The organism is Pseudovibrio sp. Ad13 (assembly GCF_001623225.1).
GTDB lineage: Bacteria > Pseudomonadota > Alphaproteobacteria > Rhizobiales > Stappiaceae > Pseudovibrio.
This window is the reverse complement of sequence record NZ_LMCC01000034.1, coordinates 203433-229080: the sequence shown is the minus strand read 5'-3', so window position 1 is coordinate 229080 and position 25648 is coordinate 203433. Positions and strand designations below refer to the sequence as shown.

Annotated in this window: 23 protein-coding genes; 15 read left to right on the top strand and 8 right to left on the bottom strand. The window is 53.3% G+C overall.

Going from position 1 to position 25648, the window contains the following annotated elements:
• The first annotated feature begins 51 nt into the window (after positions 1-51).
• The 7 genes from PsAD13_RS26345 (at position 52) to PsAD13_RS26315 (ending at position 8024) form a co-directional block, all read left to right on the top strand.
• A complete protein-coding gene (locus PsAD13_RS26345) occupies positions 52-882 on the top strand; it encodes an N-formylglutamate amidohydrolase (RefSeq protein WP_063320082.1) in 831 nt (276 codons plus the stop codon).
• Positions 882-1391 (top strand): TRAP transporter small permease subunit, encoded by a 510-nt coding sequence (locus PsAD13_RS26340; RefSeq protein ID WP_063287600.1) that lies wholly within the window; start codon positions 882-884, stop codon positions 1389-1391. The genes PsAD13_RS26345 and PsAD13_RS26340 overlap by 1 nt, the downstream gene beginning before the upstream one ends.
• A complete protein-coding gene (locus PsAD13_RS26335; protein ID WP_063287599.1) occupies positions 1388-2713 on the top strand; it encodes a TRAP transporter large permease subunit in 1326 nt (441 codons plus the stop codon). The genes PsAD13_RS26340 and PsAD13_RS26335 overlap by 4 nt, the downstream gene beginning before the upstream one ends.
• A gap of 139 nt (positions 2714-2852) precedes the next feature.
• The gene (locus tag PsAD13_RS26330; protein WP_057461334.1) at positions 2853-3908 is read left to right on the top strand and encodes a TRAP transporter substrate-binding protein; all 1056 of its coding nucleotides are present in this window, start codon (positions 2853-2855) and stop codon (positions 3906-3908) included.
• 131 nt (positions 3909-4039) lie between these two features.
• The gene (locus PsAD13_RS26325; RefSeq protein WP_063306922.1) at positions 4040-5437 is read left to right on the top strand and encodes a glutamine synthetase family protein; all 1398 of its coding nucleotides are present in this window, start codon (positions 4040-4042) and stop codon (positions 5435-5437) included.
• 35 nt (positions 5438-5472) lie between these two features.
• Positions 5473-6855 carry an aldehyde dehydrogenase family protein gene (locus PsAD13_RS26320; protein WP_063320081.1) on the top strand — a complete coding sequence of 461 codons (1383 nt, stop codon included), beginning with the start codon at positions 5473-5475 and terminating at the stop codon, positions 6853-6855.
• A 5-nt stretch (positions 6856-6860) separates the two neighbouring features.
• Positions 6861-8024, top strand: coding sequence for an iron-containing alcohol dehydrogenase (locus PsAD13_RS26315; RefSeq protein WP_063319984.1), 1164 nt, complete (start codon positions 6861-6863; stop codon positions 8022-8024).
• Between the two features lie 78 nt (positions 8025-8102).
• Here the strand turns inward: PsAD13_RS26315 and PsAD13_RS26310 are convergent, their stop codons facing one another.
• The 8 genes from PsAD13_RS26310 to PsAD13_RS26275 all read right to left on the bottom strand — a co-directional run bounded on the left by PsAD13_RS26310 (position 8103) and on the right by PsAD13_RS26275 (position 17184).
• The gene (locus tag PsAD13_RS26310) at positions 8103-9908 is read right to left on the bottom strand and encodes a M24B family metallopeptidase (protein ID WP_063319983.1); all 1806 of its coding nucleotides are present in this window, start codon (positions 9906-9908) and stop codon (positions 8103-8105) included.
• Between the two features lie 26 nt (positions 9909-9934).
• Positions 9935-10936 carry an oligopeptide/dipeptide ABC transporter ATP-binding protein gene (locus tag PsAD13_RS26305; RefSeq protein ID WP_063319982.1) on the bottom strand — a complete coding sequence of 334 codons (1002 nt, stop codon included), beginning with the start codon at positions 10934-10936 and terminating at the stop codon, positions 9935-9937.
• On the bottom strand, positions 10933-11928 hold the full coding sequence (locus PsAD13_RS26300; protein WP_063319981.1) for an ABC transporter ATP-binding protein: 996 nt from the start codon (positions 11926-11928) through the stop codon (positions 10933-10935). Before PsAD13_RS26300 ends, PsAD13_RS26305 begins: the two co-directional genes overlap by 4 nt.
• The gene (locus tag PsAD13_RS26295) at positions 11928-12803 is read right to left on the bottom strand and encodes an ABC transporter permease (protein ID WP_063293433.1); all 876 of its coding nucleotides are present in this window, start codon (positions 12801-12803) and stop codon (positions 11928-11930) included. The genes PsAD13_RS26300 and PsAD13_RS26295 overlap by 1 nt, the downstream gene beginning before the upstream one ends.
• Entirely contained in the window at positions 12800-13741 is a 942-nt protein-coding gene (locus PsAD13_RS26290) for an ABC transporter permease (RefSeq protein ID WP_063319980.1), read from the bottom strand. The genes PsAD13_RS26295 and PsAD13_RS26290 overlap by 4 nt, the downstream gene beginning before the upstream one ends.
• 186 nt (positions 13742-13927) lie before the next feature.
• Positions 13928-15505 (bottom strand): ABC transporter substrate-binding protein, encoded by a 1578-nt coding sequence (locus PsAD13_RS26285; protein ID WP_063319979.1) that lies wholly within the window; start codon positions 15503-15505, stop codon positions 13928-13930.
• A 413-nt stretch (positions 15506-15918) separates the two neighbouring features.
• A complete protein-coding gene (gene maiA / locus PsAD13_RS26280; protein ID WP_063319978.1) occupies positions 15919-16554 on the bottom strand; it encodes a maleylacetoacetate isomerase in 636 nt (211 codons plus the stop codon).
• 90 nt (positions 16555-16644) lie between these two features.
• Positions 16645-17184, bottom strand: a complete 540-nt coding sequence (locus PsAD13_RS26275; protein WP_208986956.1) for a MarR family transcriptional regulator — start codon at positions 17182-17184, stop codon at positions 16645-16647.
• A 271-nt stretch (positions 17185-17455) separates the two neighbouring features.
• On the opposite strand from PsAD13_RS26275, the gene fahA reads away from it, so the two are divergent.
• The 8 genes from fahA to PsAD13_RS26230 all read left to right on the top strand — a co-directional run bounded on the left by fahA (position 17456) and on the right by PsAD13_RS26230 (position 25509).
• Complete coding sequence (gene fahA, locus PsAD13_RS26270) at positions 17456-18724, top strand: fumarylacetoacetase (protein ID WP_063319976.1); 1269 nt, start codon at positions 17456-17458, stop codon at positions 18722-18724.
• A 14-nt stretch (positions 18725-18738) separates the two neighbouring features.
• Positions 18739-19689: an MBL fold metallo-hydrolase gene (locus PsAD13_RS26265; RefSeq protein WP_063319975.1), complete on the top strand. Its 951-nt coding sequence runs from the start codon at positions 18739-18741 to the stop codon at positions 19687-19689.
• 467 nt (positions 19690-20156) lie between these two features.
• Complete coding sequence (locus tag PsAD13_RS26255) at positions 20157-21773, top strand: FAD-dependent oxidoreductase (RefSeq protein WP_063319973.1); 1617 nt, start codon at positions 20157-20159, stop codon at positions 21771-21773.
• The gene (locus PsAD13_RS26250; protein ID WP_063319972.1) at positions 21770-21979 is read left to right on the top strand and encodes a DUF2783 domain-containing protein; all 210 of its coding nucleotides are present in this window, start codon (positions 21770-21772) and stop codon (positions 21977-21979) included. Before PsAD13_RS26255 ends, PsAD13_RS26250 begins: the two co-directional genes overlap by 4 nt.
• 19 nt (positions 21980-21998) lie before the next feature.
• A complete protein-coding gene (locus PsAD13_RS26245; RefSeq protein ID WP_057461348.1) occupies positions 21999-22541 on the top strand; it encodes a VOC family protein in 543 nt (180 codons plus the stop codon).
• Between the two features lie 88 nt (positions 22542-22629).
• Positions 22630-23679: a TRAP transporter substrate-binding protein gene (locus PsAD13_RS26240; protein ID WP_063319971.1), complete on the top strand. Its 1050-nt coding sequence runs from the start codon at positions 22630-22632 to the stop codon at positions 23677-23679.
• Positions 23680-23714: 35 nt separating this feature from the next.
• Positions 23715-24188 (top strand): TRAP transporter small permease, encoded by a 474-nt coding sequence (locus PsAD13_RS26235; RefSeq protein ID WP_057461350.1) that lies wholly within the window; start codon positions 23715-23717, stop codon positions 24186-24188.
• A gap of 4 nt (positions 24189-24192) precedes the next feature.
• On the top strand, positions 24193-25509 hold the full coding sequence (locus PsAD13_RS26230; protein ID WP_063287583.1) for a TRAP transporter large permease: 1317 nt from the start codon (positions 24193-24195) through the stop codon (positions 25507-25509).
• Positions 25510-25648 lie beyond the last annotated feature (139 nt).

Below are 25648 nucleotides of genomic sequence, written 5' to 3'. Positions count from 1 at the left end.
AAAAAGACTGAAAGTACAAGGAAAAACAAGATGCATTCGGGGGGACTGTTCTTGTCTGAAGTCAAAACTGACCAGATAGAATCTGTTGGCAACGACACTGTTGAAACGATCAATACAGGAGGAACGGCTCCAGTTGTGTTGATCTGCGAACATGCATCCAAGTTTATTCCTGCATACCTAAATGGCCTCGGTCTAAGTGAAGAAGCTGCAAGCAGCCATGCAGCTTGGGATCCAGGAGCTTTGGCGATTGCCAAACTTCTCTCCACCAAGCTGAACGCACCTTTGGTCGCTCAACGAATTTCGCGCCTCGTTTATGATTGTAACCGCCCACCGGAAGCACCCAGTGCCATGCCGGAAAAAAGCGAGATCTACGAGGTGCCGGGCAATGTTTCGTTGAATGATGAACAGCGGCAAGACCGGGCCAACAAATTTTATCGCCCCTTCCAGTCTGAAGTAAAACAGGTGATCCACGCCAAATATACGGCGGGTCAGCTTCCGGTGATGGTCACGATCCACTCGTTCACACCAGTTTACAACGGCAAGAAAAGAGCCGTCGAGGTAGGTGTGCTGCATGACAGCGATACCCGCTTTGCCGATGCACTGCTGGAAGCACTGTGCCCATCGGATCTCTACGTCATCCAAAGAAACGAACCATATGGGCCGGAAGACGGGGTTACGCATACCCTCGTTGATCAGGCACAATCCCGCGGCCTGCTAAACGTTATGATTGAAGTGCGCAACGACTTAATCGCAAAGCGAGCAGACCAGAAGAAAATTGCAGACTTGTTAGGAGAGGCAATTCTGCAAGTCCTGCCACAGTTTAGCGCTGAAATAACTGTGAGCGGGCAGGGAGCAACAACAAAAGCAAGGGCAGCAGATTAATGCCAAGGGGAATAGTTGTTTTCGTCAGGTATGTGGACTGGATCAACAAATATGTTGGCCGCTTTGCCATGTACCTCATTTTCGTGATGCTGGGGGTGCTGTTGTACTCCTCCATCGCGAAGACTTTTTTCGCACCGCCGCTCTGGACGCTGGAAACAGCCCAGTTCACCATGGCAGCCTACTACCTTCTGGGTGGCGCCTATTCCATGCAGACACAGTCTCACGTGCGCATGGACTTGTTTTATGGAAGCTGGTCTCCACGGCGTAAAGCCACCATGGATGTCATGACCATCCTGCTTCTGATTTTGTACCTCATCTTCCTCCTTTACGGCGGTCTTTCCTCGTTGGAATACGCAGTCAAATACGGTGAGGAAAGCTACTCGGCTTGGGCACCACCTATGGCGCCAATCAAAGCCATTATGTGTTTTGGAATATTCTTGATGCTGCTTCAGGCAATCGCGACGTTCTTTAAAGACTTGGCCGCAGCCCTTGGGAGGCCTGCGCCATGAGTTATGAACTGATCGCAATTTTGATGTTCTCCAGCATGATGCTGATGCTCCTGACCGGGCAACGTGTTTTTGCTGCAATTGGTTCCGTTGCTGTTATCGCCGCCCTTCTGCTGTGGGGTGATGGTGGCTCCGAAATTGCCTTCTCCGCCAGCATGAAGCTGATGAAGTGGTACCCGCTCCTCACGCTGCCACTGTTCATTTTCATGGGCTATATGCTCTCTGAATCAGGCATTGCCGAAGATCTTTATAAGATGTTCCATGTCTGGACAGGTGGCCTTCATGGTGGATTGGCCATCGGCACAGTCGGCCTCATGGTGATGATTTCAGCCATGAACGGTCTGTCTGTGGCCGGTATGGCCATCGGCGCAACCATCGCTCTGCCTGAGTTGCTGCGTCGAGGCTATGACAAGGTTATGGTGACTGGCGTTATTCAGGCTGGTTCCTCACTGGGCATTCTCGTACCGCCAAGCGTTGTTCTGGTTCTTTACGGCATGATTGCCCGTCAACCAGTTGGCAAACTTTGGCTCGCAGGCGCTATTCCGGGTTTGTTACTGGCAGGACTGTTCATTCTTTACATTGTGGTGCGTTGCCGCCTTCAGCCGGAATTGGGTCCAACCCTTTCTGAAGAAGAGCGCAAAGAGATCACATGGTCTGAGAAAATCCGCTTGTTACAAGCTGGTGTGATCCCGCTGTTCATCTTCTTTGCGATGACTGGTCTGTTCCTGATGGGTGTGACCAGCCTCGTGGAAAGTTCCGCTGTTGGAGCAACAGCTGCGACACTGGCCGCTGCATTCAAACGGCGTCTCACCTTCCGCTTGCTGCACATCACCACTGAAAAGACGCTTCAGATCAGCTGTATGTTCATGTGGATCATTCTTGCAGCTCTTGCGTTTGGTGCTGTGTTTGACGGATTGGGCGCTGTGCGTGCGATTGAAGGCTTCTTCGTGGGCGACCTTGGTCTTGGCCCGTGGGAAATCCTTCTGCTGATGCAGCTCTCCTACATCGTCATGGGCATGTTCCTGGATGACACCGCGATGCTCGTGATTGTGGCTCCGCTTTACGTGCCATTGGTCAAAGTGCTTGGGTTTGATCTGGTCTGGTACGGCGTGCTGTACACCATCACTTGTCAGATCGCCTATATGACACCGCCATTTGGCTACAACCTGTTCCTGATGCGTGCCATGGCGCCGCCGGAGATTTCGCTGACAGACATCTACAAATCCATCATTCCATTCGTGGCAATCATGGTGTTTGGATTGGCTCTGGTCACGGTCTTCCCGCAAATCGCGCTTTGGCTGCCCAACCTTTACTACGCGAGGTGACATGACAAGGCATCACAAACGTACCCATTGAAGTAATTAGCGAATTCCGGATGGAGACAGATAAAAATCACACCCCTCGCTATAAAAAGTCCACCGGTTCTGAGGGATCCAGAAATTCATATTCCAAGGGGAATTGAGTATGACGAATAGACGTGATTTTCTTAAGAAAGCTGGTTTAACAACCGTCGCCGCTGCTGGTGCATCTACCCTTGCAGCCCCGGCTGTTCATGCTGCAGGTCGTCCTATCAAATGGCGCCTTCAGACATATGCTGGTGCAGCACTTGCTCAACATGTTATCAAGCCATCCATTGACGCCTTCAACAAGGCAGCAAATGGTGAGATGGAGATCGAGCTATACTACGCAGACCAGCTGGTACCAACTGGTGAACTGTTCCGTGCCATGCAGCGCGGCACCATTGATGCTGTTCAGTCAGATGATGACTCCATTGCAGCACCAGTAGATGTATCTGTTTTCGGTGGCTATTTCCCATTCGCTTCCCGTTACAGCCTTGATGTTCCAGCTCTGTTTAACCACTGGGGTCTGAAAGAGATTTGGGAAGAAGCTTATGACGAAGTTGAAGGCGTTAAGTGGCTTTCCGCTGGTGCATGGGATCCTTGTCACTTTGCGACAAAAGACCCGATCCGCAGCCTTGCTGATCTGAAAGGCAAGCGCGTCTTCACCTTCCCAACCGCTGGCAAATTCCTGACACGCTTCGGCGTTGTTCCGGTCACCCTGCCATGGGAAGACATTGAAGTTGCAATGCAGACTGGCGAACTGGACGGGATTGCGTGGTCCGGTATCACTGAGGATTACACTGTAGGTTGGGCTGACGTGACCAACTACTTCCTCACCAACAACATCTCCGGTGCGTGGGCTGGTTCTTACTTTGCCAACGAAGAGCGCTGGAATGAACTGCCAGATCACCTGAAGACCCTCTTTAACCTGTGCATGGATAGTTCTCACTACTACCGCCAGCACTGGTACTGGGCAGGCGAAGCCAAGCTGCGCACACAAGGCGAGAAGATGGAGCTGACCTCCATTCCTGATGAAGAGTGGGCAACTGTTGAAGACGAAGCTCTCAAGTTCTGGGATGAAATTGCAGCCAAATCCGAGCGTAACGCCCGCGTTGTTAAAATCCTGAAGGAATACAACGCAGCAATGGCAAAAGCTGGTCGTCCTTATCGCTACGGCTAAACTGTTTTTCCAAGATTGGTCAGCCCGGTTTTCGGGCTGGCCACACCACACAGTAACGAAGCAGTGTCGGTGATGCCATGCAGGAGAGGCACAGGCATCCGCCGCTTTAACAGGGTCCTCGGGGAACAGGTATGTTGCGAGAAGAAACCAAAAAGACACGTAGAACCGGAAAACTGACCCTCGACGAGTTACGCGAGCTGGTCGACACCGGTGAGATAGACACCGTTATTGCCGCACAAGTGGACATGCAGGGCCGCTTGATGGGCAAGCGCTTTCAGGCTCAGTTCTTCGTGAACAGCGCCTGGGAAGAGACCCACAGCTGTAACTACCTGCTTGCAACCGACATGGAGATGGCCACTCCGGATGGCTACAAAGCAACAAGTTGGGAAGCGGGTTATGGCGACTACGTCATGAAGCCGGACCTTGCCACCTTGCGCGTTATTCCGTGGCTGGAAGGCACCGCACTGGTACTGTGCGATGTGCTGGACCACCACACCCATAAAGAAGTTCCACATTCTCCGCGCGCCATTTTGAAAAGCCAGGTCGACCGCCTCGAAGGCATGGGCATGACCGCTAACATGGCGACCGAGCTGGAGTTCTTCCTGTTCAAAGAGAGTTTTGAAGAAGCTCACGCCAAGGGTTACCGCAATATTTCGCCAGTCTCCGCCTACAATGAGGACTATCACATCTTCCAGACCACCAAGGAAGAGAACGTGATGCGTGCCATTCGTAACGGCCTTAACGGCGCCGATATTCCGGTTGAGTGCTCCAAAGGCGAAGCTGATGCTGGTCAGGAAGAGATCAACGTCCGTTATTCTGATGCACTGAATATGGCAGACCGCCATTCCATTATCAAAAACGGCTGTAAAGAGATCGCATGGCAGAACGGCCAGAGCATCAGCTTTATGGCCAAGTGGCATTATGATGCTTCCGGCAGTTCCTCCCACGTGCACCAGTCTCTTTGGGGCAAGGATGGCGAGTCTCTGTTTTACGATCCATCCGGCGAGTACGGCATGTCCAAGATGATGCGCCATTACCTCGCTGGTTTGCTGAAGCACGCAAGTTCGATCACCTATTTCCTTGCGCCAAACATCAACTCCTACAAGCGCTTTGCCGCTGGTACCTTTGCGCCGACCAAAGCAATCTGGAGTATGGACAACCGTACCGCTGGCTATCGCGTATGTGGCGATGGTACCAAGGCTGTGCGTGTTGAGTGCCGTGTTGGCGGTGCAGACCTGAACCCATATCTGGCAATGGCCGCGCTGCTCGCTGCTGGTATTGATGGCATCGAAAACAAACTTGAGCTGGAGCCAGAGTTCAGAGGCGATGCTTACGGAGGTGAGGGTGCTCGCGAAATTCCGACAACTTTGCGCGACGCAGCTACCGAAATGAAGTCTTCCGAGATGCTTCGTGCTGCATTTGGGGGCGATGTGATTGATCACTACGCACATGCCGCCAAGATCGAGCAGGATGAATATGACCGCCGTGTAACCGACTGGGAAGTTGCGCGCGGGTTTGAACGGGCCTGATAAAACCAGCCCACGCTGTGAATGATGAGTTGACCATGACAAAAACACTAAAATGTATTTCGCCGGTTGATGGTTCTGTATTTGCAGAACGTCCGGTGGCAAGCCAGAAAGAAGCAGAAGCCGTCATTGCCAGTGCCAAGAGCGCGCAGAAAGAGTGGGCTGCTCGTCCACTCAAAGAGCGCATCAAACTGGTGATGGCTGGCGTCGCAAAGATTGGTGAACAGAACGACGAAATCGTTCCTGAACTTGCTAAGATGATGGGCCGCCCGGTCCGTTATGGCGGTGAGTTTGGCGGCTTTAACGAACGTGCCTCTCACATGGCAAAGATCGCGGAAGAAAGCCTTAAGCCGATCATTGCCGAAGAGAGTGACAACTTCGAGCGCCGCATCGAGAAGGAGCCGCACGGCGTCATCCTCGTGATCGCACCATGGAACTATCCATACATGACTGCGGTCAACACCGTCGCTCCGGCCCTGATTGCTGGCAACGCGGTGATCCTGAAGCATGCCACCCAGACGCTTCTGGTTGGTGAGCGTATGGCAAGTGCCTTTGCAGAGGCAGGTGTTCCGGCAGAGGTATTCCAGAACCTCTTCCTGGATCATGACACCACCTCCCACCTGATCGCAGGCCGCAATTTCGGTTTCGTCAACTTTACAGGCTCTGTTGGTGGCGGTCGTGCGATGGAGATCGCAGCAGCGGGCACCTTCACGGGCCTTGGCCTTGAGCTGGGTGGTAAAGATCCGGGCTACGTGATGGATGATGCGGATGTTGAGGCTGCGGCTGAAACACTCATTGATGGTGCTATGTTCAACTCCGGCCAGTGCTGTTGTGGTATCGAGCGCATCTATGTCCATTCTTCCAAGTACGATGCCTTTGTAAAGAAGGCTGTCGAGATCGTTTCCGGTTATAAACTCGGCAATCCGCTGGATGAGACAACCACCATCGGCCCGATGGCGAACGTTCGTTTTGCAGATCTGGTGCGCAAACAGGTGGCAGATGCTGTTGAGCAGGGCGCAAAGCCTATGATCGACGCGGGCCTCTTCCCGGAAGATGATGGTGGCGCTTACCTCGCACCTCAAATCCTCGTGGATGTAAACCACGATATGGAAGTTATGCGCGAAGAGAGCTTCGGTCCTGTGGTCGGCATCATGAAAGTGGAGAGCGACGAAGAAGCAATCCGCTTGATGAACGACAGCCACTACGGCCTGACGGCGTCTCTCTGGACACAGGACCCTGCACGGGCAGCAAAGCTCGGCGCTCAGATCGAGACCGGTACCGTGTTCATGAACCGCGCTGACTATCTGGACCCCGCCCTATGCTGGACAGGCTGCAAAGACACGGGCCGCGGCGGCGCTCTGTCTGAGATCGGCTACCAGAACCTGACGCGTCCAAAATCGTATCATCTTAAAAAGGCATAAGAAAAATGACTCTGACAGCAAACTGGAGCTACCCGACCGCCATCCGCTTTGGTGCCGGGCGCATTAAGGAACTGGCCGATGCTTGTGCTGCTGCTGGTATAAAAAAGCCGCTGCTTGTCACTGACAAAGGCCTTGCAAATCTGCCTGTCACTGCCGGCACTTTGGATGTGATGGAAGAGGCTGGTCTTGGCCGTGCCATGTTCTTTGAGGTTGATCCAAACCCAACCGAGATCAATCTGGAAGCGGGCGTTGCAGCCTTCAACGCTGGTGGTCATGACGGTGTTATCGCATTTGGCGGGGGCTCAGGCCTTGACCTTGGCAAGCTGATTGCGTTCATGGCAGGTCAAACCCGTCCAGTCTGGGACTTTGAAGACATTGGCGATTGGTGGACGCGGGCTGATGCGGATGCGATTTATCCAAACATCGCGGTTCCAACAACTGCTGGCACCGGATCCGAAGTTGGCCGTGCAAGCGTTATCACCAATTCTGAGAGCCACGTAAAGAAGATCATCTTCCATCCGAAGATACTTCCAAGCGTTGTGATCTGCGATCCTGAGCTGACTGTTGGCATGCCGACGATGATCACAGTTGGTACCGGCATCGATGCATTCGTGCACTGTCTCGAAGCCTACAGCTCTCCTCACTACCACCCAATGTCTCAGGGCATCGCGCTGGAAGGCATGCGCCTTGTGAAGGAGAACCTGCCGAAAGTCTTTGAAAATCCAAATGATATCGAAGCTCGCGGCCACATGATGAGTGCAGCAGCTATGGGTGCAGTGGCTTTCCAGAAAGGCCTTGGCGGTATTCACGCGCTGGCACATCCGGTAGGTGCGGTTTACAACACGCACCACGGTCTGACCAATGCTGTGATCATGCCAACTGTGCTGAAGTTCAACCGCGGTGCGATTGAAGAGCGTATTGAGAAGCTCGCTGCTTACCTTGATATTCCCGGTGGTTTCGACGGTTTCTTCGACTTCATTATGAAGATGCGCTCAGACATGGGTGTTCCGAATACCCTTGCCGAACTTGGTGTAGGCACTGACAAGATTGACGTGCTTGCAGAAGAAGCGGTGAAGGATCCAAGTGCTGGCGGCAACCCGGTCGAGTTTACGCTGGAAGCTGCAAAAGCTCTTCTCATTGAGGCGATTGGAGAGCAGGTATCTGCCTGATTTCTCGTTGATCTACAAATAATTAGCCCCGCAGAGCTTCTGGCTTTGCGGGGCTTTTTCTTATCGCATCAACTGTGATTACTCCGGCAAGTCACAGCAACTTATCAGGTAGTCATAGGCATCAGGGCTCAGCTCCGGCCCAAGAACCCGTTTCAGATCAGCGTTGTAGTCTCCAAGCCATTTGATTTCTGCTCGCGTCAGATCAACCATATTGAGCATCTGTGGCTCAATGGGGATGTAGGAGAGGTTCTTGAAAACGAGGAAACCATCGTTTTCCTCTACGATCTCGAAAAGGTTCTCAATCCGGATACCGTATTGATCTGCAACGTAATATCCCGGTTCAATGGACATCACCATACCAGCGACAAGGTCCACCGGATTGTACGGCTTGCCGATGCGTTGTGGTTGTTCATGAACGGAGAGGAAGTGCCCGATACCGTGGCCGGTACCGTGATCATAATCGAGCCCCAGATCCCAAAGCGGTCTGCGGGCAAACCCGTCGATGTGATGGCCTTGCGTTCCTTTTGGAAAACGCAGCGAGGCCAGCGCTACAAAGCCTTTGAAAACAGCGGTGTAGGCGGCTTTGAACTCTTCAGATGTTTCTGAGAACGCAAAGGTACGCGTTGCGTCGGTGGTGCCATCCTGATACTGGCCGCCGGAATCTAACAGATATGTGTGTTCAGGAAGGATCGCAGTATTTGAGGTATCCGTGGCTGCATAATGACACATTGCAACGTTGCCAGCAGCAGCCGAAATGCTTCTAAAGCTTGGATAAACAAAGTCTTTCTGGCGTTTGCGTTCTGTCAGAATGCGCTCTTCCGCTTCCAACTCGTGCACCGGATCGCCTGCCTTGGCTCTTTGCGGAACCTCCCGCTTCAACCACGCAGAAAACTCGGTCCATGCAATGCCGTCACGCACATGACAGTCGCGTAACCCTTTGAGTTCACTCCCGTTCTTCTTAGATTTGGTGAGCGTGATTGCGCCTTGTTCCATGACTGGAACACCACCAGCAGCCTGAACAGCAAGACGGGTTGCAACGGGGGAGAACATCGGGTCGATCAGAACCTGTGTTCCTTTTCCGGTCATTTTTTCCAGTGAACCGATGAAGCTCATAGGGTCTGCGGTCTCTACATTTTCCAGTTCATACTCATCTAAGCTGTTGGAAAGCTTACGAGAATCTACGAACCAGCTGGCGGAGCCATCATCTTTCAGGAGCAAGAAAGAGTGTGGGATGGGGTTGAACTCGACGTCGTCACCGCGGACATTTAAAAGCCAGGCGATGTTGTCGGGTTGGGTTTCAACCAGCACCTTTGCGCCTTTGTGCTTCATGTGCGCTGCAATCTCAGCGCGTTTCTCCAGACTTGTTTTCCCAGCCTTTTCAAGGGAGTACGGTGTGATGGGTGAGAGTGGTTTGTTTGGTTGATCAGCCCAGACTGCATCGATGATGTTGCTAGGAGTAGCGATCAGTGTAGCGCCTGCTTCGTCTGCGCCACCAGCGAAGCGATCCCACCATGCGGAGGGGATAAGCATCGGATCGACGCCAATTTGCTGGCCTGCCTTCATATTGGCAGAAATCCAGTTTTCCAGTGGTTCATCAAAGATATGCTGGTAGGAGAAGAACTCACTGCTGCATTGGTTACGCACCTGAACCGTGTAGCGGCCATCAACAAACATAACCGCTTGATCTACCGTGACAATTGCCAGGCCAGCGGATCCTGTGAAGCCGGTTGCCCATGCCAAACGCTCATCATGCGGGGCGCAATATTCCCCCTGATGCTCGTCAAAACGCGGGATGATAACCGCATCCAGTCCGTTGCGCTTCAGCTCGTCTCGTATGAGGTTCAAGCGGTCTGTGGTTCTTTCAAATTTCTGATTTTCCAACATTTTTTGCTCGATCGTGTGATGGGGTTTTATGCTGATAAAAGAGCTTCGGCATGATGACAAGCCACATTACCGAGCTCGTCTAATGCCCTCAATCGGGGAGTTTCACTTTGGCATTGTGTTGTTGCATGGGGACATCTTGCATGGAACGCGCAGCCCTTTGGCACGTTGAGCGGGCTGGGCAGTTCGCCAGAGATTGACGGGCGAGTATGGCGTTTGTCTGGATCAAGAGAAGGGGCTGCTGCCAGAAGAGCCTTTGAGTAGGGGTGTTTTGGGGCGTTGAAGAGCTGTTCTGAATCGCCGATCTCAACAATTGTGCCCAAATAAATCACCGCGACTCTGTGGGAGACATGACGGACAAGTCTGAGGTCATGCGCTACAAACAGAATGGTCAGATCCAGTTTGTCCTGCAGTTCCAGCAGCAAGTTCACCACCTGTGCCTGTACCGAAACATCCAGCGCCGACACCAGTTCGTCCGCAACCAGCACCTCCGGCTCAACCGACAAAGCCCGTGCAATAGCAATGCGTTGGCGTTGCCCGCCAGAAAACTCATGGGGCAACTTATCCGCAGCATCTTGCGGCAGGCGCACCAGATCAAGCAGCTCGGCAATGCGGTCATTGATCTGTTCAAGAGGCCGCATATTATGAACACGCAGAGCTTCCACGAGCACTTGCCGGACTGTCATGCGGGGATTGAGGGAGGAGTAAGGGTCCTGAAACATCATCTGGACCTTGCGGTTATACTCTCGCAATGCACCCGCATCTTTGGCCGCAACCTCTTGCCCGTCATAACGAATGGTGCCTTTGTCCACCTCATAAAGACGGGCAAGACAACGGGCTAAAGTGGACTTTCCGCAGCCGGATTCGCCAACAATGCCAAGGGTTTCACCCCGTTTTACCTCAAGGCTCACCCCATTGAGGGCTTTGACGATGCGTTTTTCTTTGCGTTGAATTGCGTCGAAGAGGGTTCTTTTGAGTGGAAAGTGTAAATGCAGGCCCTCAACTTCCAGAACAGGAGCTTCATAGGTCATGCCAGTACCTCCTCACGAATATCTGCTGTGAAATGGCAGGCAGATGAAATTCCATCTCCCAACTGGGAGAGTAGTGGTTTACTACCAAGGCACACATCCTCCGCTTTGTGGCAGCGCGGTGCAAAGGCGCATCCTTTCGGCAGGGCATCCAGCGCCGGTGGTGTACCGGGAACAGAGTAGAGTGGTGTGCGGGGTGGAATGTTCTCCGGTACCGACTTCAGCAGACCGAGCGTGTAAGGATGCTGAGGTCGTTTCAGCACATCGCGAACGGAACCGGTTTCTACCAGGCGACCAGCATACATCACCGCCACGCGATCACAGGTTTGCGCGACCACTCCCAGATCATGTGTCACCAGCACAATCGCCATATTGAGGTTTTTGGCCAGCGACAACAGCAGCTGCAGAATCTGATCCTGAATGGTCACGTCCAGTGCCGTGGTGGGTTCATCCGCCAGCAACAGCTCCGGATTGGATGCCAGTGCGATGGCGATCATCACCCGTTGGCGCATGCCGCCGGAGAACTGGTGCGGGAAATCCTTGAGGCGGGACGAGGCGCTGGGAATACCAACAGTGTCCAGCAGCTCGATGGCGCGGGCCTTGCGGGCACGGCGATCCAAATCCGTGTGGGCTTTCAGGTTCTCCTCAATCTGTAAGCCCACGGTGAGCAGCGGGTTGAGCGAGGTCATCGGCTCCTGAAAGATCATGGAGATCTGACTGCCACGAACGCATTGCAATTGCTTGTCTGTGCGAGTGAGCAGGTCCTCTCCCTTCCAGTAAACATTGCCTTCTACTGTGCCATAGTCGCGGGCAAGGCCGATGATGGAGCGCAGACTGATGGATTTACCGGAGCCACTTTCGCCCACCAGACCAAGCACTTCGCCAGCGCGCACGTCAAAGGAGATGCCATCAACAGCGCGCAACGCGCGGCCCTTGCTGTGAAAGGTGGTTGTGAGGTCTCGAACCTGTAGCAGGCTCTCGTTTTGGTTGGTCATCAGGATGCCCCCCGTGGTCTGAGAACATCGGCAAGGCTGTCGCCAACAAGAGAGAACCCAAGCCCTGTCAAAACAATCGCGACACCTGGCATCAGGCTCATCCACCAGGCGGTGGTGATAAAGTTGCGGCCTTCTGCAATCAATACACCCCATTCTGCCTGCGGTGGCTGCGCGCCAAGGCCGAGGTAGCCTAGGGAGGACCCAAGCAGGATGGCGAGAGCCATGTCAGTCATCCAATAGGTGATCAGCGGCGTCATGGCGTTGGGTAGCAAATGACGGAAGATGATGCGGCCAGAGGAGTAGCCCATCACCCGTCCGGCAGAGGCATAATCGCTGGTCATCTGCGTCATAATCTCAGCGCGGGTGAGGCGGGCGTAATAGACCCACTGCACCAGCGTCACCGCCACGTACATGTTGGTCAGCCCCGGTCCTAGAACTGCAACAACTGCAATGACCAGCACCAGAAACGGGAAGGTGATGGTGACATCCACCAGACGGCCAAAGAGCACATCAGCAATGCCGCCGTGATAGGCCACCAGCGATCCGACCACAACGCCAATCACCATCGCAAAGAAGGTGGCAAAAAACGCGATTTGCATATCAACCTGATACGCCCAGATCACGCGGGAAAGCGTGTCACGCCCCAGATTGTCCGTGCCAAACGGATGCGCCCAGCTTGGTGACTTCTGGATCGCATTGAAGTCAAAGGCGTTGGGATCATACGGTGCGAACGCCCATGGGAATACGGCCAGCAGGATGGAAGAGGACAGGATGAAGAAGCCCAGCAAGAACCCTGGGCGGAGCAGAGCTTTGACCCGTGGGTGGAGCTTTTTCTTCTGCGGCGTGGTGGCTTGAAGTGTATCGAGCTGGGTCATGACAGGCGTAACCTCGGATCAAGCCATGCCTGCACCATATCGGTGAACAGAAACACGAGAGAAACCATAACAGCGAAGGTGAGGGTGAGGCCCTGTATCTGCTTATACTCACGGGCAAAGATCGCCTCCAGCATCAACCGGCCAAGACCGGGAACCGCGAACACCGTCTCCGTCACCAGCGTTCCGCTCATCAGATTGCCGATGGAAAGGCCGAGCAATGTAACGGTGGAAATGAGCGCATTGCGCAGGACATGGCGGCCCAGAATAACGCTTCGGGATAACCCTTTGGAGCGGGCGAACTGAACATAGTCTGCATCCAGCACCTCAATCACGGCAGATCGCAAGTTCCGCATGATGATGGCAGAGGTGTAAAGAGCAACCGTCAGCGCGGGCAACATCAAGTGGTGCAGATGCTGCAAAAACGTTGTGCCGTAACCACCAACCGGAAACAATCGCAGGGACGCTGCAAGGAAGGTGAGCAGCAGCAGGCCGATGTAAAACACAGGGGTCGACAAGCCAACCTGAAAACCACTGCGAATGGCAATGTCGAGCCCACGGTTTTTGTTCAGCGCGGCGACAAAGGCCAATGGGCCTGCAATTAGAATGGAAAGACAAACGGCATAAAGGGTGAGGAACGCAGTGACTGGAATGCGTTCAATGATGACTTCCAGAACTGGCGCTTTGAGAAGAATGGATGTGCCCATATCTCCACTCAAAGTGTTCTTTACAAAATAGAAGAACTGCATGACCAGCGGTTCATTTAACCCGAGTTTTTGGCGGATGAGTTCCAGCTGAGCTTCGGTGGCTTTGGCATCGGCCATGGCGATGGCCGGATCCCCTGGCAGCATACGTACCAGCAGAAAGATAACGACCATCACAAGAAGAAAGGTCGGAATGATCTGCAGCAGCCGTGACACCAGATAGGAAAGTGACGACATTCCTGAGTCCTAATAGGGCGTGAGCATTGAGAGCCGAAGCGACAGATAATGGGATTGACGCTTCGGCTTTCCGGATTGCATAGGGCAGACGGTCTGGTCCTGCCGTTTTCTGATCAGACCACCCGCTCCGTTTACTTCACACCCGGCTTGCCTGTAGATGCAGGCCGGGTGCACTCAGAGGAGGAGTTATTTTGCAATCCACGCCGAGGAGAACTCATTGTTCCCCAACGGTGTCTGGAGATAACCGTTCACGTTGGCCGACAGAGCAACAGCAAATGGCGTTTCATAGAGGAACAGAAGCGGGGCCGCATCTGCATAGATTTCCTGCATGCGCTTGTACTGCTCACTGCGTTTTTCAGGATCGATCTCGGTGTTGGAGGCCTCAAACAGGGAGTTGAACTCCGCGTTGTTCCAGCCAGTCCCGACAGCTTTACGGGTTGGGTAATAACCCAGCCAACCTGCGACCTGTGCCGGATCATTCACATCATTCACCCAGCCATAGGTGTGAATGTCGAACTCGCCGGAACGGTTCTTCGCGCCGCGGGTCGGGTTATCAACCTGCTCCACTTGCACGTTGACGCCAATGGCGCCCCACATCTGCTGGATGGCAGCAAACAGAGTTGCATCATCAGAAGAGCCAGCAAGCGTGGTCAGTGTGATTTCTGCCCCTTCAAGACCTGATGCAGCAGCCAGTTCTTTCGCCTTGGCAACATCATATGGGTAAAGCGGACCGCCGTCATGTGCCAGCTGGGTTGTCGATGCCATCAGTGGGGATGTCATGGACTTGCCAGTGCCATGCGTGATCAACTGAACCAGCGCATCTTTATTGATGGCATAGTTCAGCGCCTGACGCGCTTCTTTGGTTGCCATCGGATTTGGAGAGCCATCTGCACGGGTCTCACGAGAATTGATCGGGCTGTAAATGATGCGGGTGGATGGATACAGCTCCATGTTGATCGCAGGGTCTGCCTTCAGCTCAGCCACGCGAGAGAATGGAACAAACTCAGCACCGTTCACTTCACCAGCCTGCAGTTTCAGGATACGGGTTGCATCATCCGGAATCACGACGAAGCTGACCTCATCCAGATACGGCAGTGGTTTACCGTCTTCGCCCTGACGCCAGTAATGCGGGTTGGCGGAAAATGTCATGGTGCTGCCGCGGCTACGGTCTTTCAGCGTAAACGGGCCGGAAACAGGCGTACCCGGAGCGAAAAGAGCGGTTGCTTTTTCCTGATCATTAGCACCTGGCGCTGCCTCAAACGCGGCCTTGGACACGATCGCGGTGTTGAAGGTCGCCAGAATTGAGATGATGGTCGGATCAGGGTTCTTCATGGCGAGCGTCACGCCATTATCGGTCTCAGTGATACTTTCAACAGAGCCCAGAAGACCGGACCATGGACCGAAATCAGGGTTGGTGGCGCGCTCCAGCGAGAACTTTACATCAACTGGTGTAATTGCAGAGCCATCGGAAAACTTGATGCCGTCGCGTAGGGTGATGGAGATGGTTTTACCATCTGCGGAAACCTCATAACCGGAAGCAAGGCCTGGAACGATGGTTTTGCCATCTGCCTTGGTGCGGAGCAGGGTATCATAGAGGTTTGTGACCATCCAGATATCCGGGTTCCGGTCTGCATAGACTGGATCAACCAGATTGGAATCATCATAGCGGGCGAAGGTGAGCGTGCCACCACGTTCCACAGCCTGAGCCGAATTGATGGCGAGCATCGACACGCCTGCAAGCGCGGCAATCAACAAAGTCTTCATGATAGTCCCCTCAATTGATACACGCCGGACCTGCTTATTATTTTATGATGCATGGTGGCGCGCAGTTGGTGGCCTCTCCCAAAAATTCCATTAGCCACCGGTGATATATCAGTATTATCTCTGATATATCTCTGTTGGCAAGGGGCAAAACTCAGTAAAGAAGAATTTTCATGACAACAAATCCATGCAGGGAGATAGTTTAGAAGTGAAATATTGCTAAAATTGCAGTTTCACTGAGAGAAACTTGCGCCCATTCCTCCTAGGAAGCTTGGAAGTATTCTAACAATCTCGGAGCCAAACTATTGATGTATTTTGGAATGATGCTCTTCAAACGCGAAAACGCGGCGCAGGAATATTTTTCCAACACCGCGTTAAAAATGAAGCTCATTCATTAAACTGAGGGATATTTTCCCTCACGCAACCTGTTTTGGGGCAGCCTTTTGAAAGGCTTCAATCTGCTCTGTTTGCTCGAAAATAGCACTGATGCGGGTGAGGTGAGAGCGGTCCACGCCCCAGCGATCCGCATTGTAAACCTGCGGCACAAGGCAGATATCAGCCAGTCCCACCTGATCCCCATGACAGAACTTACCGCTCTGTCCATCTGCCAGCATCTGCTCAAAAGCATCGAGGCCTTTGGCGATGAACTCACGCATCCAGTCAATTTTGACCTGATCGTCTCCACCAGCCAGCTCCACGATGCGCTGAACCACACCCAGATTACAAACCGGGTGAATATCCATCGCGATTGCATGAGACAGCGCACGGACGCGGGCCCGTTCGCGGGCGGTGGATGGCAACAGGGCAGGGGATGGGTGCAGCTCATCCAGATATTCGATGATGGCGAGCGACTGGGTCAGCATATCGCCGTCCAGATCCAACGATGGCACAAAGCCTTGCGGGTTGCGGCTCAGGTTTTCATCGGCCTTTTGCTCGCCTTTGAGCAGATTGACCGTGACCATATCGTAGGTGAGCCCTTTCAGGTTCAGTGCGATGCGGACCCGGTAGCTCGCAGAAGAACGCCAGTAATCATATAATTTTATGTTGCTCATTGTATTGGCGCCCCCTCCCAGAGCTCAATTCATGATTTTACGCCTATCCTTCCCCGAGAGTCGGTTCCCAACTTTTGAGGGGGATACGCTTTAGGTCCCGTCGGCAGCCTCGGCACTCATTTCCCCAATAAGTCCCTCTGCGTTTTTTTGAACCTTTTCCATCAAAGACAGCAGAACCGCCTGTTCTTCCGCGGAAAGGTTCCCAGTCAGCGCAGCTTCCACATCCCGGACCAACGGAATGACATCGTTGAAAACGGCAAGGCCTTTTTCGGTCAGGCGCAGGACGGACTTGCGGCGGTCTTCTCCGTCAATGTCGCGGCGCAGGAACTCTTTTTTACGGAGAGCCTGCACGGCACGACTGACATTCACCTTGTCCATACTGGAGCGCTCAACAATCTCAGAGGCGGACAGCGCCTGATTGCGACCCAGGATCGCCATGGTGCGCCACTCAGATACGCTGAGGCCATACCGCTCCCGATAAACACTTGAGACAGCAGTACTAACGGCTGTGCCAAAAACACGGACCTTATAGGGAAAGAACGACCCAAGCTGGAAGTCTTCCTTGTCCATCGTGTTGCTCGCAGTCACCATCATCACGTCTCGTTGGTTTAAAATGAAACTATTGCGCACTCATACTTGCACAATCATCCTGATAGTATCAATTGCAACTATATGTCAAGAGCTTGATCAGCGCCTCTGATATATATCCAAAAGTAGAATAATCAGCTATTTTTAGCCATTTTGCAGCATTTTAGCCCGCTTTCTTACGCTTAGGGAATTTGTTTTGGCGGAAAATGTTATTGACAAAGTTACAAGTGAAACTATTCTGAGATTAGATAAATTACAGATTGCCTGAGTCTGGGAGGACTTTGCTGTGATCTTCAATTGCCAAGGATGTGTTATGACGAGTTGGATCGAGAGTGCGAACGCACCGCACTGCCATTTCCCAATCCAGAATCTTCCCTACGGTGTGTTTGCCAAAAATGGAGAAGAGCCACGGTGTGGTGTTGCGATCGGTGACATGGTTGCTGACATGGCTGTGCTGGAATCTGCCGGCCTGCTCAAGGCGGGCGGCACCACTACCGTTTTCGATAAGACAACTCTGAATGACTTCATGGGCCTTGGCAAAACATCCTGGGACAGCATTCGCGAACAGCTGACTTCCCTGTTTGCAAAAGGCGACAATGACGCGCTTTCAGGTAACGATACGCTGAAAGCAAAAGCGCTGGTGCCTATGAGCGCGGCGCAGATGTACCTGCCTTTTGCAGTTTCCGAATACACCGACTTTTACGCCGGCAAGCAGCATGCCATGAATATTGGCACTATTCTTCGCGGCGCTGAGAATGCACTACCACCAAACTGGTTGCATATCCCAATCGGATACAATGGCCGCGCCTCAACGGTCATTGTATCCGGTACAGATATCAAGCGCCCTCTGGGTCAAACCAAAGCACCAACGGCTCAGGTGCCTTCTTTCAAAGCCTGCGCACGCCTCGACATCGAGTTGGAAATGGGCGCTGTTGTTGGGACGCCAAGCACCATGGGTCAGCCGATCACCGTGCAGGAAGCCGATGACATGATCTTCGGTTACGTGCTGCTCAACGACTGGTCCGCCCGTGACATTCAGGGCTGGGAATACCAGCCGCTTGGCCCATTCCAGGCAAAAGCATTCGCAACCTCCATCAGCCCATGGGTTGTGACGAAGGCTGCTTTGGAAGCCTTCCGCACCAGCACGCCGGAACGCGAAAAAGAGCTTCTGCCTTACCTCAATGAGCCGGGTCCGATGATCTACGACATTGAGCTACAGGCCTACATGCAGCCGGAAGGCGCTGATAAAGCGACACTGCTCTGCCACACCAACTACAACCGCATGTACTACTCTGCGGCACAGCAGCTGACACACCATGCCATTGGCGGCTGTAAAATGAACACGGGCGACCTGCTCGGCTCCGGCACCATTTCCGGTGCTGACAAGGCTGAGTTTGGATCCCTGATGGAACTCACATGGGGTGGCAAAGAGCCAATCACTCTGGACAGTGGTGAAAGCCGCACGTTCATCGAGGATGGTGACACCCTGACGCTGACAGGCTGGGCGCAGGGCGATGGCTTCCGCATTGGCTTCGGCGAATGTACCGGCAAAATTCTGCCAGCTCCAGATTTCAAAGCATAATTAGGATAGTGACGATGGCTAAAGCATTTGCATCCAGTGGCGACATGGAAGCCAAAAAGATCTCCTTCACCGAAGTTGGACGCGATCTGTACGCGTTCACCGCTGAAGGTGATCCAAACACCGGCGTCATCATTGGCGATGACAGCGTCATGGTGGTTGATGCGCAGGCGACCCCTGTCATGGCTCAGCTCGTGGTTGATAAAATCCGCGAAGTGACTGACAAGCCGATCAAATACGTGACCTTGTCGCACTACCACGCTGTGCGCGTGCTGGGAGCATCCGGTTACGGCGCTTCAGAAATCATTGCCTCTGAAAAGTGTGAGGGCATGATCTATGAGCGCGGACAGGAAGACTGGGACTCCGAGTTCGGACGCTTCCCACGCCTGTTTGATGCAGCGGACTCCATTCCCGGCCTCACATGGCCAACCATGACCTTCAAAGACCGCATGACCATCAACATGGGCAGCCGTAAGGTTGAGCTGATGCATCTGGGCCGTGCCCACACCGCTGGCGACATTGTTGCATGGGTTCCTGATGAAGGCGTGATGTTCACTGGTGACATCGTTGAGTACCACTCTGCCTGTTACTGCGGTGACGGTCACTTCAAGGACTGGGGCAACACGCTCGACGCAATCAAAGCCTACAATCCAGACGCAATTGCACCGGGTCGCGGTGATGCGCTTGTGGGTCAGGACATGGTCAACAAAGCCATTGAGAACACGCGCGACTTTGTTGAGAGCACCTATAAACCAGCCGCCCGCGTGGCAGTACGAGGCGGCACGCTGAAAGAAGCATGGGACGCAGTGCGCGCAGAATGCGATCCGAAATTCGCTGACTACGCAATCTACGAACATTGTCTGCCATTCAATGTCGCACGCGCTTTTGACGAAGCTCGCGGCATTGACACACCCCGTATCTGGACAGCCGAACGCGACCGCGAAATGTGGGCAGCATTGCAAGGATAAAGTAAGATGAGCTTGAGTGAAGGATTGGCAATACTAGCATTTGTGAATGTTGTTGTATCAACAATCGTTTGGATGTTGCTGAACTCTTTGCTCATGTCGAAACTACACGAAGATTGGAAGACTTCTGGTCGTTCAATCTTCCTATATCCAGCATTGCTAGCCAAGTTTTACGGTCTATTTTTAGTTGGAAGGAGACATCGAGATTTGCGCAAATACCTCGGAATTTCAATGGTCTGGGGATTGGCATCAGTTGTCATTGTGGTGGTCATAATTATGCGATCACCAGGTGAATGTTCCTACAATGGGGACTATGAAGTAGCCCGCAAAATTGAAGCATTCCGAGCAATGGTCTCTGATAGCAAATGCGTTGATCTCTCAAAGAACTCCACAACACAGTCCAACTCCCCTCAACCTTGAGGGAGCGTCGTTAAATAGCTGTTTCTCAGACGAAACTGGGAGGTTTTGACTTGAAAAAGATTTTCGAAGTTCCGCTTTATCCATATGTCCGGTCGCCGGATCAGGATGCGGAAAAGGCAGTGCGCCATAAGGTTGTTGTGGTGGGAGCAGGCCCGATTGGTCTGGCCGCAGCAATTGAACTGGCTATGCAGGATATTGAAGTTGTTGTTGTTGATGACAACGACAAGGTGAGCTGGGGCTCTCGCGCGGTTTGTTATGCAAAGCGCCCGCTGGAAATCCTCGATCGCATCGGATGCGGTGACCAGTTTGTCGACAAAGGCGTTCAGTGGAACGTGGGCAAGGTGTTCTTTGACGAGCGTCAGGTCTACCAGTTTGACCTGTTGCCGGAAGACGGTCACAAACGTCCGGCTTTCATCAACCTGCAACAGTATTACTTTGAAGAGTATCTGGTTGACCGGGTTAAAGAACTTCAGGCCCAAAGCAAGCCTATCGAGATCCGCGGCAACAACAAGGTTGTCTCCGTTGATCAGGGCAATGACTTTGCAACTGTTGAGCTGGAAACACCGGAAGGTAACTATTCCGTCGAAGCCGACTGGGTGATCGCCTGTGATGGGGCTGCGTCTCCAATCCGTGCCATGATGGGTCTGGATTTTGTCGGCCGCATCTTTGAAGACAACTTCCTGATTGCTGACGTGGTTATGGAAGCAAACTTCCCGACAGAGCGCTGGTTCTGGTTCGATCCGCCTTTCAACCGTGGTCAGTCCGCTCTTCTTCACAAGCAGCCAGACAATGTGTGGCGCATCGATCTCCAGCTTGGCTGGGATGTCGACAAGGAAGAAGAGAAGAAGCCGGAAAACGTCATTCCACGCCTGAAAGCCATGCTGGGCGAGGATGTGAACTTCGAGCTTGAGTGGGTTTCCATCTACACCTTCCAATGCCGCCGCATGGAACAGTTCCGCAAAGGCCGAGTGATCTTTGCTGGTGACAGTGCTCATCAGGTGTCTCCGTTTGGTGCCCGTGGTGCGAACTCCGGCCTGCAGGACACAGACAACCTGATCTGGAAGCTGAAGCTGGTGATGGACGGTACGGCACCAATGAGCCTGCTGGACACATACGATGAAGAGCGTGTTTTTGCTGCTGAAGAGAACATTTTGAACTCTTCGCGCTCCACTGACTTCATCACGCCGAAATCTGCGATCAGCCGTGTGTTCCGCAATGCTGTGCTGGACCTTTCCGAGGCTGCCGAGTTTGCCCGCCCGCTGGTCAACTCCGGTCGCCTGTCCGTTCCGGCCACTTATGACGGGTCTTCTCTGAACAGTGATGATTGTGCTGGCATGCCAGTGCGCTCCCGTCCGGGCTCTCCGGCAGCAGATGCACCAACCGCAAATGGCTGGTTGCTGGATCAGATGGGCAACAAATTTCAGTTGCTGGCAATCAACACAGATGTGCCGGACACTGTCGATGTTGGCGGAGTGACCATCTCTGCACTGCGTGTAAACGCGACCGATGAGATCAAAGATCGTTATCTGGGAGACAAGTCTTCCGCTGTTTATCTGATGCGCCCGGACCAGCACGTTGCTGCCCGTTGGGAGACCTATGACGGTGCCAACGTCGCACAGGCCCTGAACCGCGCTATCGGCATTTTTGAGCAGGAGGCCGCACAATGAGCCATCTGAATACAAAAGCAAACATCGCCAAACCGGACGAGTTTTATCACGATCTTCTGGTTCTGCATGAAGGACGTTCTGAAGAAGAAAGCGAAGCGCTCAACGCCAAGCTGGTTCTCATTCTTGCCAACCACATCGGGGATGCAAGTGTTCTTCGTGAAGCAATGGACCTGGCTGCCAAAACACAGGGAGGAGGCGAGGCTTAATCGCCTCGGTTAGAGTCTTATGAAAATTGAGCAAATTCACCACGTTGCCTACCGTTGTAAAGACGCAAAAGAGACCGTTGAGTGGTACACCAAAAACCTCAACATGGACTTCGTACTGGCCATTGCAGAGGACAAGGTTCCTTCCACACACGAGCCTGATCCGTACATGCATCTGTTCCTTGATGCAGGCAACGGCAACGTGCTGGCATTCTTTGAACTGCCAACCAAGCCGGAAATGGGCCGCGACGAGAACACACCAATCTGGGTGCAGCACATTGCCTTCAAAGTGAAGGACCGTGAAACTCTGATCGAGTTTAAAGAGCACCTTGAAGGCAACGGCATTGATGTGCTGGGCGTGACAGATCACTCCATCTTCCACTCCATTTACTTCTTCGATCCAAACGGACACCGCGTCGAGCTGGCATGTCCGGATCCTGCTGAAGAAGAGAAGCTCAAGCGTCTCGATGCTGTGAAGTGGGACATGCTGGAAGAGTGGAGCCGCACCAAGAAAGCACCAAAACACGCTGACTGGCTGCACGCAAAAGAACTCGGCAAAGCCTAGGATTAGGACTGCCTGAAGAATGGGGACTGGGAGGTTCCCGTTCTTCACCCAACAAAATGATTTTATTGGTATCTTTAGGGAGGGAGCCATGGAATTCTTGAAGACGAAAGTTGCCCGCCGCACGCTGCTTGGCATGGCAACAGCTGCCATGCTGGCGCCAACTGCATTTGCAACCGCTGCTTACGCAGAAACCAAGCTGGTTCTTTCCAGCTGGCTGCCACCACGCCACCCGATTGTGGTCAATGCAATCAAGCCCTGGGCAAAGGAAGTTAAGAAGGTTACCGATGGCCGCGTTTCTGTGCGCGTTCTGGCGAAATCTGCTGGCGCTCCACCTGCGCACTTTGACATGGCTGCGGATGGTGTTGTCGACATCACATATGGTCTGCATTCCTTCACCAAGGACAACCGTTTCCAGCGCTCCCGCATCGGCCAGTTCTCCTTCCTTGGAGATGACGCTGTTTCCGGTTCCAAAGCATTTTGGGATGTTTACGCAAACGATCTGAATGCACAGGCTGAGCACAAAGGCACCAAGGTTCTTGGTCTCTTCGTTCATGGCCCGGGCGTATTCCATAACAACGTGCGCAAGCTGAACACACCAGCTGACATCGAAGGCCTGAAGATTCGTGTACCGGGTGGTTACATTGCTGATCTGGCAAGCGATCTTGGCGCATCTCCGCTGTTCATGCCATCCGGCGAAGTCTATGAGACCCTGTCTCGCGGCATCATCGACGGTGTGACTTTCACTTATGAAGCGTTGACCGCGTTCAAACTGCTGGACCACGTCAAATACTCCATGCGCGTTCCAGGTGGTATCTACAACACCACATGGTTCCTCGTCATGAACGAAGGCAAGTGGGACGGTATTTCTGCTGAAGATCAGGCTGCCATCATGGCAATCTCCGGCGATGCTTTTGCTGAGCGTGTTGGCAAGGCATGGAATGGTGCGGATGAAAAAGCAATCGAGCGTATCAACAAAGCTGGCATCGAAATTTATGATGCCTCTCCTGAAATGGTTGCGGCCATCAAGGAAAAAGCTGCTGCCTACGAGACCGAATGGGCAAAGGCTGTTGCAGAAGATGGCTTTGACGGCACTGCTGCTCTCAAAAAATTCCGTAAATCTACAGGCGTAGAAAAGTGATCGGGTCTAACAACTCTTCAGGGGGCGCATCGCGGGTGCGCTCCCTCGCCAACCTCATTGAGCTTGGCCTTGGAATATGTTGCGCGTTACTCCTCGCGGGTCTGACTGGCCTTACAGTCGTTGATGTTGTTGGCCGTTACTGGTTCAACGCTCCTGTTCGCGGTGCTTTTGAGATCACCCAGCTGATGCTTGGCGCTCTGGTTTTTACAGCTTTGCCGCTGACAACCTCTCGTAAAGAACATGTTGAAGTGGACATGATCTACGGCATGGTTCCTCCGGTCATGCAGTCTCTGATGAAGGGCATTGCCTGGTCTGTTTCCACTGTCACGCTCCTGATCCTCTCCTGGCGGCTGGCTGCACACGCAGAACGCCTCATGGAAGATGGAGCCGTCACCAATGCTTTGGACATCCCATTGGCACCCCTTGCCTGGATCGCTGCTGTCTCTGCACTGCTGAGCGCCGGTTACACATTCGTATTCTTCAAAAAAGCATTCCGCAGAGGTTTTTAAAGTCATGTTCGAATCCCTTGTCGGCTTTGCAGCTCTGCTCGTCCTCATTTTCCTGCGCGTGCCAATCGCCTTCGCTATGATCTTTATCGGGGCGGCTGGTTTTGCGTGGCTGCGCGGTTGGTCTGCCACATGGTCTGTTGTCAGCAGCGTGGGTTTTGAAACCAGCCTGTCTTACTCGCTTTCTGTGGTTCCGCTGTTCATCCTCATGGGCAATCTGCTCACTATCTCCGGTGTCAGCCACGGCCTTTATGCTGCTGCAAACCGCCTGTTGGGCGGCGCGCGCGGAGGCCTTGCCATGGCATCAGTTGTGGCTTGTGGCGGGTTCTCAGCTGTTTGCGGATCGTCTCTGGCGACAGCGGCCACCATGTCCAAAGTGGCCATGCCATCCATGCGCAAATATGGTTATGCGGACAGTCTGGCCTCTGGTTCCATCGCCGCTGGCGGTACGCTTGGTATCCTCATTCCGCCATCTGTGGTGATGATCATCTACGGCCTACTGACGGAATCCGACATTGGCAAATTGTTCGTCGCGGGTGTCATTCCGGGTATTCTTGGGCTTCTGCTTTACATCGGCGCCATCTATGTCGCCACTTTGATCAACCCGTCTCTTGCGCCCAAAGCTGAAGGTGTTGAACCATTCACCCGCAAAGAAAAGCTTGGTGTCTTTGCTGTGCTCGGCCTGTTTGCTGTGATCATGGTTGGTATCTATGGCGGGCTCTTCACCCCCACCGAGGCGGCTGGTATCGGCGCTGGAACAGCATTCCTGATCGCGTTGCTGATGGGTGGCATGACCATTCGAAATCTCTACCAAGCCATGCTGGAGAGTGCCCGCACCACAGCAATGATCTTCATGATCATCATTGGCGCAGAAGTGTTTTCCAACTTCGTGAACTTTGCTGGCCTGCCGGACACATTGGCAGAATGGGTGCTGGAGCTTGAAGTCAACGCCTACATGGTGATCCTCGGCATCGTGCTCATCTACATCGTACTTGGCTGTGTGCTGGAGAGCCTCTCCATGATCCTGCTGACCGTACCGGTGTTCTATCCGCTCATTCTGGAGTTGGACTTTGGCACAGAAGTACTGAACGATCCGGAAGCCGTGCTTATCTGGTTTGCAGTCATTGTGGTGGTGGTTACCGAGATAAGTCTGATCTCGCCACCGGTCGGGCTCAATGTTTTCGTGCTGCGCAACGTCCTGCAGGATGTCAAACTTTCCACGATCTTCAAGGGTGTGTTCCCATTCTGGGTTTCCGACCTTGTACGCCTCGCGCTGCTGATCGCGTTCCCGTGGTTCTCTTTGTGGCTCGTTGGAGCCATGTGACCACACCGGATCTGAGATCAACGAAAAAAGGGAGGGCACCAGCTCTCCCTTTTGCATTTTAGGGCCGCGCACTCATCTCGCATCCTAACAAACGCACGAACCGGCAATTAACCCGCAAGGCCCATAGTAGCTGCAACCA

What these genes read in the sequence shown, in the direction of transcription:
- PsAD13_RS26340 (WP_063287600.1), top strand. Translation starts at nt 882, where the DNA reads ATGCCAAGGGGAATAGTTGTTTTCGTCAGGTATGTGGACTGGATCAAC.
- PsAD13_RS26335 (WP_063287599.1), top strand. Translation starts at nt 1,388, where the DNA reads ATGAGTTATGAACTGATCGCAATTTTGATGTTCTCCAGCATGATGCTG.
- PsAD13_RS26330 (WP_057461334.1), top strand. Translation starts at nt 2,853, where the DNA reads ATGACGAATAGACGTGATTTTCTTAAGAAAGCTGGTTTAACAACCGTC.
- PsAD13_RS26325 (WP_063306922.1), top strand. Translation starts at nt 4,040, where the DNA reads ATGTTGCGAGAAGAAACCAAAAAGACACGTAGAACCGGAAAACTGACC.
- PsAD13_RS26320 (WP_063320081.1), top strand. Translation starts at nt 5,473, where the DNA reads ATGACAAAAACACTAAAATGTATTTCGCCGGTTGATGGTTCTGTATTT.
- PsAD13_RS26315 (WP_063319984.1), top strand. Translation starts at nt 6,861, where the DNA reads ATGACTCTGACAGCAAACTGGAGCTACCCGACCGCCATCCGCTTTGGT.
- PsAD13_RS26310 (WP_063319983.1), bottom strand. Translation starts at nt 9,908, where the DNA reads ATGTTGGAAAATCAGAAATTTGAAAGAACCACAGACCGCTTGAACCTC.
- PsAD13_RS26305 (WP_063319982.1), bottom strand. Translation starts at nt 10,936, where the DNA reads ATGACCTATGAAGCTCCTGTTCTGGAAGTTGAGGGCCTGCATTTACAC.
- PsAD13_RS26300 (WP_063319981.1), bottom strand. Translation starts at nt 11,928, where the DNA reads ATGACCAACCAAAACGAGAGCCTGCTACAGGTTCGAGACCTCACAACC.
- PsAD13_RS26295 (WP_063293433.1), bottom strand. Translation starts at nt 12,803, where the DNA reads ATGACCCAGCTCGATACACTTCAAGCCACCACGCCGCAGAAGAAAAAG.
- PsAD13_RS26290 (WP_063319980.1), bottom strand. Translation starts at nt 13,741, where the DNA reads ATGTCGTCACTTTCCTATCTGGTGTCACGGCTGCTGCAGATCATTCCG.
- PsAD13_RS26285 (WP_063319979.1), bottom strand. Translation starts at nt 15,505, where the DNA reads ATGAAGACTTTGTTGATTGCCGCGCTTGCAGGCGTGTCGATGCTCGCC.
- maiA (WP_063319978.1), bottom strand. Translation starts at nt 16,554, where the DNA reads ATGAGCAACATAAAATTATATGATTACTGGCGTTCTTCTGCGAGCTAC.
- fahA (WP_063319976.1), top strand. Translation starts at nt 17,456, where the DNA reads ATGACGAGTTGGATCGAGAGTGCGAACGCACCGCACTGCCATTTCCCA.
- PsAD13_RS26265 (WP_063319975.1), top strand. Translation starts at nt 18,739, where the DNA reads ATGGCTAAAGCATTTGCATCCAGTGGCGACATGGAAGCCAAAAAGATC.
- PsAD13_RS26250 (WP_063319972.1), top strand. Translation starts at nt 21,770, where the DNA reads ATGAGCCATCTGAATACAAAAGCAAACATCGCCAAACCGGACGAGTTT.
- PsAD13_RS26245 (WP_057461348.1), top strand. Translation starts at nt 21,999, where the DNA reads ATGAAAATTGAGCAAATTCACCACGTTGCCTACCGTTGTAAAGACGCA.
- PsAD13_RS26240 (WP_063319971.1), top strand. Translation starts at nt 22,630, where the DNA reads ATGGAATTCTTGAAGACGAAAGTTGCCCGCCGCACGCTGCTTGGCATG.
- PsAD13_RS26230 (WP_063287583.1), top strand. Translation starts at nt 24,193, where the DNA reads ATGTTCGAATCCCTTGTCGGCTTTGCAGCTCTGCTCGTCCTCATTTTC.